The organism is Caproicibacter fermentans (genome assembly GCF_009746625.1).
GTDB classification, from domain to species: domain Bacteria; phylum Bacillota; class Clostridia; order Oscillospirales; family Acutalibacteraceae; genus Caproicibacter; species Caproicibacter fermentans.
This window is the reverse complement of sequence record NZ_VWXL01000036.1, coordinates 15,750-29,291: the sequence shown is the minus strand read 5'-3', so window position 1 is coordinate 29,291 and position 13,542 is coordinate 15,750. Positions and strand designations below refer to the sequence as shown.

The 13,542-nt window shown below is 50.6% G+C and carries 11 protein-coding genes and 1 tRNA gene; 10 read left to right on the top strand and 2 right to left on the bottom strand.

Annotated elements, in window-relative coordinates; translation table 11 throughout:
• Nucleotides 1–48: 48 nt before the first annotated feature.
• The 5 genes from CAFE_RS06155 to CAFE_RS06135 all read left to right on the top strand — a co-directional run bounded on the left by CAFE_RS06155 (nt 49) and on the right by CAFE_RS06135 (nt 5,630).
• A tRNA-Asn gene (locus CAFE_RS06155) sits at nt 49–124 on the top strand.
• A gap of 556 nt (nt 125–680) precedes the next feature.
• Complete coding sequence (locus CAFE_RS06150; protein ID WP_066646328.1) at nt 681–2,024, top strand: ammonium transporter; 1,344 nt, start codon at nt 681–683, stop codon at nt 2,022–2,024.
• Between the two features lie 313 nt (nt 2,025–2,337).
• Entirely contained in the window at nt 2,338–3,723 is a 1,386-nt protein-coding gene (locus CAFE_RS06145) for an ABC transporter substrate-binding protein (protein WP_066646326.1), read from the top strand.
• A gap of 109 nt (nt 3,724–3,832) precedes the next feature.
• The gene (locus CAFE_RS06140) at nt 3,833–4,783 is read left to right on the top strand and encodes a carbohydrate ABC transporter permease (protein WP_083210128.1); all 951 of its coding nucleotides are present in this window, start codon (nt 3,833–3,835) and stop codon (nt 4,781–4,783) included.
• Nucleotides 4,776–5,630, top strand: coding sequence for a carbohydrate ABC transporter permease (locus tag CAFE_RS06135; RefSeq protein WP_228724992.1), 855 nt, complete (start codon nt 4,776–4,778; stop codon nt 5,628–5,630). Before CAFE_RS06140 ends, CAFE_RS06135 begins: the two co-directional genes overlap by 8 nt.
• Here CAFE_RS06135 and CAFE_RS06130 read toward each other — a convergent pair.
• Nucleotides 5,620–6,414, bottom strand: coding sequence for a helix-turn-helix domain-containing protein (locus CAFE_RS06130; protein WP_066646324.1), 795 nt, complete (start codon nt 6,412–6,414; stop codon nt 5,620–5,622). The genes CAFE_RS06135 and CAFE_RS06130 overlap by 11 nt on opposite strands.
• 169 nt (nt 6,415–6,583) lie before the next feature.
• On the opposite strand from CAFE_RS06130, the gene CAFE_RS06125 reads away from it, so the two are divergent.
• From CAFE_RS06125 to CAFE_RS06110, 4 genes are read left to right on the top strand one after another with little or no spacing between them, the layout of a single operon-like run.
• On the top strand, nt 6,584–8,164 hold the full coding sequence (locus tag CAFE_RS06125) for a glycoside hydrolase family 28 protein (RefSeq protein ID WP_156990117.1): 1,581 nt from the start codon (nt 6,584–6,586) through the stop codon (nt 8,162–8,164).
• Nucleotides 8,145–9,320 (top strand): glycoside hydrolase family 88/105 protein, encoded by a 1,176-nt coding sequence (locus CAFE_RS06120; protein ID WP_156990116.1) that lies wholly within the window; start codon nt 8,145–8,147, stop codon nt 9,318–9,320. Before CAFE_RS06125 ends, CAFE_RS06120 begins: the two co-directional genes overlap by 20 nt.
• Complete coding sequence (locus CAFE_RS06115) at nt 9,317–10,141, top strand: sugar phosphate isomerase/epimerase family protein (RefSeq protein ID WP_156990115.1); 825 nt, start codon at nt 9,317–9,319, stop codon at nt 10,139–10,141. The genes CAFE_RS06120 and CAFE_RS06115 overlap by 4 nt, the downstream gene beginning before the upstream one ends.
• 4 nt (nt 10,142–10,145) lie before the next feature.
• Complete coding sequence (locus CAFE_RS06110; RefSeq protein ID WP_156990114.1) at nt 10,146–11,132, top strand: pectinesterase family protein; 987 nt, start codon at nt 10,146–10,148, stop codon at nt 11,130–11,132.
• Nucleotides 11,133–11,301: 169 nt separating this feature from the next.
• Here the strand turns inward: CAFE_RS06110 and CAFE_RS06105 are convergent, their stop codons facing one another.
• Complete coding sequence (locus CAFE_RS06105; RefSeq protein ID WP_066647328.1) at nt 11,302–11,919, bottom strand: TetR/AcrR family transcriptional regulator; 618 nt, start codon at nt 11,917–11,919, stop codon at nt 11,302–11,304.
• Between the two features lie 174 nt (nt 11,920–12,093).
• Here CAFE_RS06105 and CAFE_RS06100 point away from each other — a divergent pair, with 174 nt between their 5' ends.
• Nucleotides 12,094–13,533, top strand: a complete 1,440-nt coding sequence (locus CAFE_RS06100; protein WP_156990113.1) for an MDR family MFS transporter — start codon at nt 12,094–12,096, stop codon at nt 13,531–13,533.
• Nucleotides 13,534–13,542: the final 9 nt, after the last annotated feature.

Genomic DNA, 13,542 nt, shown 5'->3' with positions numbered 1-13,542 from the left:
TTGGCTGGTAACGGCCCGGAACAATAGGTGATGCCAACATCTTCATATTCCTCAATAGCTCAGCCGGTAGAGCATGCGGCTGTTAACCGCAGGGTCGTTGGTTCGAGTCCAACTTGGGGAGCCATAAAAAGTCGTCCGCATTCGTGGACGGCTTTTTTGTTGAAGAAAATTATTTTGCAGGCGCGCAATCACTTGCAGCCGCAGATTGGGCGGGTTTTACCCGGAAGGCGGGAAAAGCAGCGGATGATAACCCACATACTGCAAGAGACGGTTTGTGCGTCGTACCTGACCAAAGATTAAATAGTTAAGCAAAGTTGATCGATTATGAAACATTTTTTAAATATACTGCATACAGTAATTGTGATAAGTCCATTACAGAAGGCGGTTGTTTAAAAAATGCACAATCCATAGTCAAATCTGAAGGTGTTTTTATATGAGCATACAAATAAATGAATAATTTAAATATGAACTTGCAATTATTACTTGAGTGATATATAATAAGGCATCAAGATTTAACGGTGTTTGAGCAGCACCGGCGAAATTGAATCACCATTCTTATACCAGCAGGCGGATATGAAATATCGGCAAAGGCGCCGGACCTATTTAATAGGTCCGGCGCCTTTTTGGGTAAGAACAGGTGCGCATTGGGGTATGAATCGAATCAAGAACGGAGGGTCATTATGAATTTTGCTGTTATGCAAACGGGGCTACAAAATATTCTTTTATCAGCGGTGAGCGCGGCTTCGCTCCCCGCAGAGCTGCTGACTTCCATTAATACGGTATGGACTCTGATTTCCGCGTTTCTGGTGTTTTTTATGCAAGCCGGATTCGCAATGCTGGAAACGGGCTCAACACGTTCGAAAGGCGCCGCCAATATTATGATGAAGAACCTGATGGACTTTTGCATCGGGTCCATCGCGTTCTATTTTGTCGGTTACGGCTTGATGTTCGGCCAAAGCGTGGGGGGCCTGTTTGGCGGATCGGATTTCTTTGGGACGATTGATCATACGATTTCGGTTTGCGGGATTCCGGTCGATGCATTTATTCTTTGGGAGACCGTTTTCTGCGCAACCGCCGCGACCATTGTATCGGGTGCCATGGCGGAACGCACCAAATTTATTGCTTACTGCATCTACAGCGCGGTCATTTCGCTGGTGATTTACCCGGTCGCGGGCCACTGGATCTGGGGCGGCGGCTGGCTTGCCCAAATGGGCTTCCAGGATTTTGCCGGTTCCACGGTTGTTCACTCCATCGGCGGTTGGGCCGCTCTGGTCGGCGCAGCGATGCTTGGGCCCCGTATCGGCAAATACTCAAAAGACGGAAAGCCCAACAGTATTCCCGGCCACAGCATTACGCTTGCCGCGCTCGGCGTCTTTATTCTTTGGTTTGGTTGGTTTGGATTTAACCCGGGCTCTACTCTGTCCGCGCTGACGCTGGGCGACGATGGAAAGTTCAGCATTGCGTCAATCGGGACCATCGCGATGACCACCAATATTGCCGCAGCGGCAGGCGCTTTCGCTGCAATGATCTACACGTGGTTCAAGCACAAAAAGCCATCCGTCAGCATGGCGCTGAACGGAGCGATCGGCGGATTGGTTGCAATAACCGCCGGCTGCGCCTATGTCAGCATTGAAGGCGCTCTGGTCATCGGTTTGATTGCTGGCGTGCTTGTGGTCGCGTCGATTGAATTCTTTGAAAAGGTTCTGAAAATCGATGACCCGGCGGGCGCGATCAGCTGCCATTGCACCTGCGGCGTTTACGGCACCTTGATGGTCGGCTTGTTCGATACCAGCAAGGGCCTGTTCTACGGCGGCGGACTGGGACTGTTCGGTGTTCAGCTGCTTGGCGTTCTGACTGTCGGCGCATGGACCGCGGCAACAAGCTTTGTGCTGTTCAAAGTTTTGAAATCCACGGTTGGCCTGCGGGTCAGCGCGGAAGAAGAGCTTGCCGGACTGGATGTTTCCGAGCATGCAGAGGAAGGTTATCCCGATTTTCAGCAGATCGATACGATCCATATGGCGTGATTCGAAATACGAACTATATAAGCGCCGCCCTGAATGGGCGGCGCTGTTTTTTTGCATTTTTCCGTTAAACATATTTATTCTGAGAAATGCGTGGATATTTCGAGCAAAAAAATAAGGCCAATGTTGCTGAGCATTATGAAATAACGCTAAATTTAATCGAGAATATCAGACTAAAATAGCAATATTTGCACGGTTAAAAAACAGAAGAGCAAAAACCGCTGTTGTAATTCCAATGAGGAAACGATAAAGTTAAAATATAGATTATTTAATAACCTGATAGAAAACAGGATGAAATTGATGGGAGGAAGATATTATGAAAAGGTTATTAGCTGTTCTTTTGTCCACCCTGCTTTGCGGGGGGACCATGGCCGGCTGTTCAGGAGGAGCAAATCCGGTCGGCTCAAAAGCGGATGCCGCCGTTTCGCCCGCAGCTGAGGCCGGCAGCGAAGCGGTTAGCAGCGAGGGCATTCCGACGGATCCGGTTACTCTTCGATTTGAATGGTGGGGCGGAGATGATCGCCATGAGGCAACATTGAAGGCCATTAAAAAGTTTGAGGAAAAGTATCCCTACATAACCATAAACGCCGAGTATGCTGGCTTTAACGGAATGCAGGAAAAGGTCAACACTCAGTTTGCGGGGCATACCGCGCCGGATATTGTCCAGGTAAATCACGATTGGATTCCGTCGCTTTCACCAGACGGCAAGGGGTTTTACGACTTGAAAACTCTTGGCGGCATTATCGACCTTTCCCAGTGGGATGACAGTACTCTGGAATTCGGGATGAGAAAGGGGAATCTGAACGCGATTGCCGTTTCGGTTACCGGGCGCAGCTTCTTCTACAACAAGACTGCTTTTGACAAGCTAAACGTCGGCATTCCGAAGACGTGGGATGATCTGATTGAAGCGGGCAAAAAATTCGAGGCGGCCGGCAAAGACATGTATCCGACGGACCTTGATACCGGCAGCGGTTATACTTCCTTTTACGCAGCGGTTGCTTACGAGCAGCAGAAAACGGGCAAGGAATTTTTGGACCAGAATGGAAAGATCGGGTTCAGCATCGATGAGATCAAAGACGCGCTCGATTTTTATATGAAACTTGAAAAGAACCATGTCACAAGAACACAGAAACAAATTCAAAACGACGCCGGAACGACACCGCTGTACCAGACAGACAATTTCATTTCCGGCAAGGTCGCGGGCATGTTGGAGTGGAGTTCATCCGTCGGCAAATTCAGCAAGGTGCTGACCGAAAAGAAGAGCGAGCTGGTTTTGGGCGAACTGCCGGAGTTGTCGGGCGCAAAAATGAGCGGCTGGTTGGAAAAGCCGTCCCTCCTGCTGGCAATCAGCGCGGAAACAAAATATCCAAAACAGTCCGCTTTGTTCCTCAACTGGCTGCTGAACGACCCTGACGCCGCGGTCGTCCTCGGTACATCGCGGGGCATTCCATCCAGCAAAGCGGCAATGAAAGCACTCTCTGCCTCGGATAGTAATTTGGAAAAGGACCTTTCCTATCAGGGAACCTTGCAGATCATGAATTGCAAACCGGTGCTGCAGAGTCCTTACATGAACAATTCCGACATGGCGCAGGCCTACATCACGGCGGTCCAGTCCATTTCCTACGGCACGGCGGATACCCAAAGCGCCGCGCAGACGCTTTATGATACCATGCAGAGCGTCCTTTCCGGTATTGTTGAGTAAAAGTATGTTTTGATAAATTCCTCTGACAACGCGGGCACGCTGTATGGAAGACCGCAGCGTGTCCGTATGCTCTTAAATTAGCATAGCAAGCGGAGAGAGATGAGTGGAAATGGAAGCTACTGCATCGGACAATAAAAGAAGTCAGAAAAAAACGAAGTCTGCACGCAAATTGGGGGAGAGCCGTTTTCACGGGCTGCTTTATGTGGCGCCGTGGTGTATTGGGTTTCTGCTGTTTACCTTGTACCCGTTTATCACATCCTTTTACCTCAGTTTCACCAGGTTTAATCTGGTAACCGACCCCAAATGGGTCGGTCTGGCAAACTATATCCGGTTATTTCAGGATCCTATCTTCAAAAAGTCGATTTCGGTTCTGTTTGAATATGTCGTGATGGAAGTCCCGCTGAAAATTGTATTTTCCCTGCTGATCGCGATGATTCTGAATATGAAAATCAGAGGAATCAATTTTTTTCGTACGGCGTACTACATTCCATCCATTCTGGGTTCTAACGTGGCGATCGCGGTGCTGTGGAAGTTTATTTTCCAGTCAAACGGTCTTGCAAACCAAGTCCTAGCCGCTTTTGGCGTGCCGCCTGTTGGGTGGTTCGGGGAGCAGTTCCCCGCCCTGATGACGATCGCGTTGCTGCGCGTATGGGAATTCGGCTCCACCATGGTTATCTTTCTCGCGGGTCTGCAAAGCGTTCCGGGAGAACTGTATGAAGCGGCCAGTGTGGACGGCTGTTCCAAAATAAGGCAGTTTTTCAAAATCACGGTCCCGCTTTTAAGCCCGACGATTTTTTATAATCTGGTGATGCAGCTGATTATGGCATTCCAGGAATTCAACGGACCTTATCTGATTACATCCGGCGGGCCCCAGCACGGAACCTATCTGCTTTCCATGTACATTTACGATCAGACCTTTAAAAGCTATAAAATGGGTTACGCCGCGGCGATGAGCTGGATTCTGTTTGTCATTATTCTGGTATTCACGCTGCTGGTATTCCGCTATTCCAAGTACTGGGTCTTTTATAACGACGATGGAAAGGGGAACGACAATGCTTGATGCACTGGTCAAAAAGCAGGTCCGTAAAGTGATTTTATATGTTATTTTGATTGCCGTAAGCATCGTTATGCTGTATCCGATGCTCTGGCTGTTCGGCGCCAGTTTTAAAAGCAACGCGGATATCCATTCATCCATCTGGTTTATGCCGAAATCGTTCAGTGCGGAACCGTATCGGCACGGCTGGGTAACAGGCTCTGAGTATACTATGGGGCACTATTTTCTCAACACGTTTAAAATGGTAATTCCAACCGTAATTTTCACGATCGTTTCCAGTGTTCTGACGGCCTACGGTTTTGCCAGATTTGAGTTCCCCGGTAAGAAAGTGCTGTTTTCTCTCCTGATTGCCACAATGCTGTTGCCGGTCATTATCCTGAGAATTCCGCAGTACGTCATGTGGGGATGGTTTCGGGTTCTGGATACCTACACGCCTTTGGTGCTGCCCCATCTGTTCGCGAGCGATGGAGTTTTTGTGTTTTTGCTGATTCAGTTTTTTAGAAGCATTCCGAAAGATTTGGATGAAGCTGCGAAGATAGACGGCTGTTCCCGCATAAATACGTTAATCCGCATTCTGGTTCCGGTGATTAAACCGGGGATTGTATCCATCGGGCTGTTTTCTTTTATGTGGTCGATGAATGACTTTATCGGGCCGTTAATCTATATTTCCAGCGTAAAAAAGTATCCGGTTACGATTGCGCTGCGCATGTCGATGGACGCGACCGGCAACGGGTATGATGAAAATCAGATTATCGCGATGTCCGTCATCAGTCTGATTCCGTCGATCATAGTATTTGCGCTGGGGCAGAAGCAGTTTGTGGAGGGCCTGACGACAGGAAGTCTTAAGGGTTAGCCGTTTTGTCCTTATGCTCCGGGCTGTAATATCTGCGGTACTGAGTCGGCGACATTCCGGTACCCAGCTTAAACATCCGGCTGAAATGGGCGCTGGTGTTGAACCCTGTTTTTGTCGCGATGCTGCTGATCGAACATCCGGTGGTCTCCAGCAATTTTTTTGCCGCGCGGATCCGCACGCTGTTGATATATTCGACCACGGATAAATTTGTCGTCTTTTTAAACAAATGGCTCAGATAATAGGGACTGATATAAAATTGGGCGGCTATTCCTTTCAGATTTAGCTGAGATGTATAGTTCTTTAAAATAAAAGCGATGATCCTATCGACGGTCTTATTACTCAGCTTTTCAGAGTTCTCATGCCGTGCCGCCTGTTCTTCGGCACAGCTTTTCAGGGTAATCAGCAGTTCGGCAAGCAGGGCGCGGCGCAGAACGACCGCTTCCGGAGAGTTCCTGCCGTTCAAATCGTACAACCGCTGAAAAATGCTCTCAAACAGGCCCTGCAGTTTCATGGAAACGGTCAAAACTTTGATGCCGAGGCTGAAAAAAGAAAAAGGGTCAAAGCCCCAGTCCCACGACCGGCCGAAATATTCAGGATTGAAATTCAGTACATAGCGGGTGTGAGGGGCATCGCCGGAGGAGGCAGTTTTATGTATTTCGTCTGGGCCTATGATGACGATGTTGCCGGCATTGACGGGGTATACGGAGTCGTCGATGAAATATTTCCGGGCCCCTTCGGCCAGATAGTAAATTTCATATTTTTTGTGCATATGAAAGGTTTTCATGTCATACCCGGCTGTTCGGTGAGACTTGCTGATAAAAAAATCGTAATGAGGAGAATAGACGTATTCCCTGACTATGGTTGACACCGCCTTTCGTTCTAGATATTTTCATTTTACACTATTTTTCCTGTTTTGCAATATCAAGATATTCATGCATTGTAGGTGACAAATTGTGGATTTCAAAATTATCGGTCTTTTTGTTCGCAGTGTCTCGTTTGAACTGACGAACTCGGACTGCTATCATTCCCGGATTCCGTATGATGTTGAACTCAACGGCAGAAAAATCGCTGAAAATCTGAACCGCAATATTTTCAGCCTTTACGACCTAAGGCCGAATACGGAGTATCGGGTGACCGTTTCCGCAAACGGTACAGCCGTTTCTCATGCTTTTACCACAAAGAGGGAGAGCTTCCGGCTGAACGCGCGGGACTTCGGCGCCGCCGGAGATGGCGTGAAACAGGATACCTCCGCGATTCAGGCTGCGATTTTATGCTGTCCGAAGAACGGAACGGTGTTGATTCCGAGCGGAGTTTACCTGACGGGTCCGCTGTTTCTGAAAAGCGATATGACGCTGGAGCTTGCGGAAGGCGCCATGCTGCTTGGAATGACCGACCGCAGCGTTTATCCGGTTCTCCCGGGAGTAACACAGTCCGAGGATGAACGGGAGGAGTATTACCTCGGTAGTTGGGAGGGGAATCCGCTGTCCTCTTTTGCAAGCCTTCTAAACGGAATCCATGTCAGCAATGTTGACATTGTCGGTCCGGGTATTATAAACGCGAATGCGGCTCAGGGGGACTGGTGGCGGAATCCAAAGGTAAAGCGCGGTGCCTGGAGGCCCAGGATGCTCTTTCTGAACGGATGCGAGCAGATTCGTGTTCAGGGTATAACGCTTGAAAATTCCTATGCCTGGACGGTTCACCCATTTTACAGTAAAGACGTCAGTCTTCTGGATATTCGGATTTACAATGACCCGGATTCCCCGAATACGGATGGAATCGACGTGGAGGCTTGCAGCGGCGTGAAAATCTGCGGCGCTGTCATTTCAGTTGGGGACGACTGCGTCGCTCTGAAATCCAGCAAAATCTATATGGGCAGCCGTTTGAAAACACCAACTTGCGGGATTGCGCTGAGAAACTGTCTGCTGGAGCGGGGGCATGGCGCCGTGGTGATCGGCAGCGATGTTTCCGCAGGCGCGCGGAGCATTAGTGCCACACAGTGCGTGTTTCAGGGAACCGACCGCGGCCTGAGAATCAAAACAAGGCGCGGAAGGGGCGAATTGTCAGTCGTGGATCGCGTTTCTCTCGAAAATATATGGATGGATCGGGTCAACACACCTTTTGTCGTCAATATGTTCTATTGCTGCGACCCGGACGGGCACAGTGATTATGTTTCCTCGAAAAAACCGGTTCCGGTCAACGAGTTTACTCCCAGGGTCGGTAACCTGAGCTGCCGCAATATTGTATGCGAGCATTGCAGCACTGCGGGAGTGTTCCTTTGCGGTCTGCCGGAAATGCCGATTGAAAGCGTGAGCTTTCGGAATGTGCGGATTTCCTTTGCGGCGGACGCACGGGCCGGGTACCCGGCGATGATGGACGGTTTGGAACCGGTCGCGAAGTTGGGGCTGTTTGCACGTAATGTGAAAAAGCTGTCGCTTGCCGGTGTAACGATCGAGGGGTTTGAAGGAGAAAAAACGGACTTTGCAGATATTGAGGAGCTGTGGGAGGAAGAATCCAATGGACACGGAGACAATTAGCCGGTTGGGGAGGTTCGCGGATAGCTTAATGGAACGAAGCTGCGCGCAAAGCCCTGCATGGAACCTGGAACGGCTTCAAAAGCCGGATAAAAACCGATGGAATTATGTCGATGGCTGTATGTTATCTGCGTATCTGCAGCTTTATGCGGCGACGGGAAAGGAAAAATATCTGAAATTCACGGATTCCTTTATGGGCGAACTTCTGCGGGAGGACGGTTCTCCTCCCGCGCTGTCTGACGATGACCGCAGTCTGGACGCCATTGCGCCCGCAAGAGTTTTTTTCCCCTTGTTTGATCTGACGGGCAAAGAGAAATATCGCAAAGGGATGGACTTCTTTTTCTCCAGGCTGATTGAGATTCCGCGGACGCGGGAAGGAAATTTTTGGCATAAAATTTCCTACCCGTGTCAGGTGTGGCTGGATGGGCTTTATATGGCCATGCCGTTTTTTATGATGTATGAGAACCGGTATGACGGAATGAAAAACTATTTTGATATCTACACCCAGTTTTCGGTAGTCCGCAAAAGAATGAGGGATGAAAAAACAGGTCTGTACTATCACGGTTACGATGAGAGCCGCACCGCGGGCTGGGCAGACAAAATGACTGGGTGCTCCCCTTCTTTCTGGCTCCGCGCGGAAGGATGGCTCTTAATGGCATTGGTCGAGACGCTGGAAGTGATGGACGAACAGCTTTATTATGAATACCGCGGCCTTCAGTCCATGATGCGCGAGCTCTTGGACGCGGTGCTTGTATTTCAGGATTCTACCGGCATGTTTTATCAGGTAGTCGACCGGGGAATGGAAAAAGGCAATTATCTCGAAACCAGCGGAACGGCAATGATTGCGTACAGCATTTTAAAAGCAGTTCGCCTGCATCTCCTGCCGGTTCGTTACGCGGAGCGCGCAAAGCAGGCTTTTAACGGCATTCTGAACCGGTACTTCATGGACGGACCGCTGAATCCGTCTCTTGGGGGCGTCTGCATGGTCGCTGGGTTGGGGGGGCCGGAAGAACGGGATGGAACTCCCGTTTATTATTATGGGGAACCTGTCGTACAGAATGAGGGGAAAGGTGTTGCCCCTTTTTTGATGGCGTTTGCCGAGCTGCTCAGAATAGATGAGGCACCGACCGAGCCGAAAGAGGGGAGACTTGGCCTGTGATTGCCGTCGGAGTGCGTGCGCACGACTATGGGTGCCGCGAACCGGAACAGCTTTTTTCACAAATATCTCAGGACGGTTTCAGCTGTGTACAACTCGCGTTTCAAAAGGCGATTGCCGGTGTGAAAGAGCTGAATGACCTGACTTCGGAAATCGTGAACCGAACAGCCGCCGCCATGAAAGGGAATCGACTCAGCACAGCGGTGTTCGGCGCTTACACAGACCTTGCCCTGCCGGACCGTAAAGTCCGTGATAAGAATGCTGAACTGCTGCTGCGCTGTTTGCCTTACGCAAAGCGGTTGGGTGCCGGCTGCGTCGGATTGGAAACCACGGCGCGGGAAAAGCAGGGCGGAATGTCGCGCAGAGATGCGCTGCGGGTTTTTCTGGAAACACTGGAACCTATTTTGCGGGAGGCGGAGAATACCGGCGTCATCCTTGCGATCGAACCTGTTCTCGCGCATACGGTCAACACGCCGGAATGCGCTCTGCAAGTTTTGCGGGCCGCCGCTTCACCGAATCTGAAAGTGATTTTCGATCCCTGCAATCTGCTTTCCCCGAAATCTGCCGGCGCGCAGCGTGAAATTTGGGACCGGATGTTTCATCGACTTGGAAAAGACATCGTGTCCGTTCATTTTAAAGGAAGGGCCGTTGACCGGCGGGGACAGCTATATAAAACGGATTTGGCCCACTCCGTGCTGGATTATCCGTATTTGTTTGAGCAGCTGAAAAAACTGCCCCAAAATCTCAGTATTCTCAGGGAAGAGGCCAACCCGGCTTTCGCCGCGCGGGACTGCGCGTTTTTGAAAGACGGGCTGTTGAAATGAAAGCATGAGGGCAACGGTTTCAAAAGACGGGTCGGGAGAGTTCACGACCGTCGCGGAAGCAGCCAAGGCAGCCCACGGAGATAAAATGGAGATCTACATTAAGAACGGATGGTATCGGGAGAAGCTGACGCTTTTCGCAAATGAGATCCAACTGGTCGGCGAAGACCCGGACCGAACCGTCATTTCTTTTGGCGATGGTGCAAATTTTTCGGGCGCAAACGGGGAAATGCTTGGAACATTTCGGAGCTATACCCTGTACATGAATGCCCGGCGCGCTCTTCTGGAAAATCTGTCCGTGAAAAACACCGCGGGCAACGGCGACATCGCCGGGCAGGCGGTTGCCGTTTACACGGATTCCTCTCTGGCTCGGTTTGAGCATGTGAATATCACCTCGCGGCAGGATACCCTATTTTTGGCACCGCTACCGGACCAACCGAGGATCCCCGACTCGTTTAAAGGGCCGGGCGAGCAAATGCCGCGACGGCCCTGCATGGATTATTTCAGGGACTGTCGTGTGGAGGGAGACGTCGATTTCATTTTTGGAGGCGCGGAGGCAGCGTTTGAAAACTGTGAGATTGTTTCCGCTAACCGGGGAAAAAGCATTAACGGCTATGTGACAGCGGCCTGCACGCCGCTGGACCAGACATACGGATTTCTTTTTTACCGCTGCCGCCTTGACTCTGACTGTGCTCCCGGTACGGTATACCTGGGGCGGCCTTGGAGGGAGCACGCTGCTGCGGCTTTTTTGAACTGTAAGATTGGTTCCCACATTACGGAAAGGGGATGGGCGGATTGGGAAGGCCGCCCTCAGGACCGGACAGCGGTTCGGTTTGAGGAATTCGGCAACCGGGGGTCCGGCGCTGCTGTCTCGGCACGGGCACCGTGGGTGCACCTGCTAACGAGAAAAGAAGCGGCCAGGCGAATTAATCGTATTCATGAAATCGACCGGCTAACCTTGCAATCCCATAGGAACCGCCCTGAAAATTTCTGATGGGCAGCCTACCCTACGGCATCATAAAAGAAGCCTACCCAAAAGGGTGGGCTTCATTTATGGGAACAAGTAAATTCAAGCAGACGGTGTATCTGAAGCGTGCCGGGATGTAAAGAAATGCAGACGACTTATCAAAAAAATCGAACCGGTCTGTTGAAATTGAGATTTATCATGATTGATCTGCTGTTTGACTATAACGGATCAGCGGCATAAAAATTTCGTCTACAATCTCCGTGACGGTTGTGTCGGAAATTTCCTGTTTTGTAATTAGTTCATACTGCAACAGGTCAATGGGCAGGGTGATGATCCTGGGCGACAGCCCTTCAAGGCAGACTTCCCCACGCTTTTCCGCGTTTTTCATCATGGCCGTCATCGCAGCCGTCAGCTTGTTTTCCGATTTCCACTGAGCAAATTGCGGCATGGCCGCGGCGATATGACGCCAAATCAACGGCTCCATCATAAGTCCCCGGATCGTCTGCACGCCGATTGCCTTCAGCGGTCGAATACGCTCTTGCAGATAGGCATACACGTCATCCCGCAGATTTCCGGTATTTGGAACCGCTTCGGTGATTTTAGGCAGACGCTTATGCAAGGCAGCAATCACAAGTTCATACTTGTTTGCCCAGCGGCGGTAAAGGACAGCCTTGTTGGTCCCCGCCCGATCCGCTACTTTTTCCATCGTCAGGTGTGCATAGCCGATTTGGTCGAGTTCATCCAACGTGGCATCCATAATTGCCTCTTCCAGAATCTCTCCACGACGGCGAGTGCCTTTTTTTTGCTCGTCCATCCTTCATTCCCTCCAATCCTTTAATCCCATCCATCGTTATAGAATGTGCATATAGGAAACGATATAGTTTCTTATATTCATGTGAAGTATGCGAATTGAAAGTATTTCGCATTTATTTTATCATATGCATATAAGAAACGCAACCGTTTCTTTTGAAAAAGGAGGATGATATTCTTGAGTACAAAAAAAGTAAGGCCGGTAAAAGAAAGACTTGATCCGGTGGCACTGCGGGTTGCTATTATTCTGATCGTCGGCGCGCTCGCACCGCTGTTTGATTCCACGATGGTCAATGTGGCGCTCCACACCATCGCGGCCGAAATGAAGGCAACTATCTCCGTCGTGCAGTGGGTTACGACGGGCTATGTGCTGGCAATGGGGCTGGCTGTTCCGGTCTCCGGCTGGGCCACCAGACGGTTTGGATGCAAACGGCTCTATATCTTTTCCCTGGTCATTTTCCTGATTGGTTCCATCTGCACCATGCTTTCCTGGAGCATTGAGAGCATGATCGCGTTCAGGGTTATTCAGGGCGTCGGCGCCGGACTGTTGATGCCGACCCTTCAGACGGAGCTTGTTCAGGTTTCCGGCGGCCGCAATCTCGGGCGAATTATGGCAATTATCAGCATACCATCTTTGCTCGGGCCGATTCTCGGGCCGGTGCTGGGCGGCATCATTGTCAATAACTTGGGTTGGCACGCCATCTTCTGGGTCAATATTCCGATCTGCATCGTAGCGATTCCCCTCTCCGTATGGGGGATACCGAAAGATAATCTTCTCGATCAGAAAGCTTCCATTGATCTGCTCGGTATGCTTTTGTTATCGCCCGCATTCGCAATCTTGATTTACGGTATCGTCCAGATAAGCACGCACGGCGGCGTTGCGGACAGCGCGGTCTATATTCCGCTGCTCATCGGCCTCGTTTTGATGGTTCTGTATGTTGTTCATGCCTTGCAGACAAAACGGGAAACGGCGCTGAACGTGCGGCTGTTCAAATCCCTCAATTTTTCCGTCTCAAATATCCTGCTGATTTTCAGCGGCATTATTACAAACGGGGCCATGCTGATGCTGCCGCTCTATTATCAGGAAGTGCGCGGCGCAAGCGCGCTTGCTGCGGGGCTGTGGATGATTCCGCAAGGCGTAGGCATGCTGCTCACCCGGAGCTGGGCCGCCAAAGCGGCTGATCGCGGCGGTTCGCGCAATATTGTGCTTTTCAGCCTCGCCACTGTTACAATCGGCACGCTGCCGTTTGCTTTTGCCGGTACGGAATCAAATTATATCCTTTTATCTCTTGCCCTTCTCATCAGGGGGGCCGGACTCGGCGGTTTGTTTATCGCCATCATGATGTCCGCTTACGTCGGTCTGTCGAAAGAGCAAATTCCGCATGCGAGCATCGCGACAAGAATTTTTCAGACCATCGGCGGTGCTTTCGGGTCGGCGATTCTTGCAACCGTTGCGCAGGGTCAGATGGCGGGGCGTGCTGATTCCGATCTTCATGCGGCTGCGCGCGCATTCAACGTCTCTTTCTGGTGGTCCATCGGTTTTACCGTGGTCGCCGTAATCCCTACGCTGTTCTTGGCAAAAGGCAAAAAATCAGGGTCGGAAGCGGCTCAGCACTAAGTGCGGCAG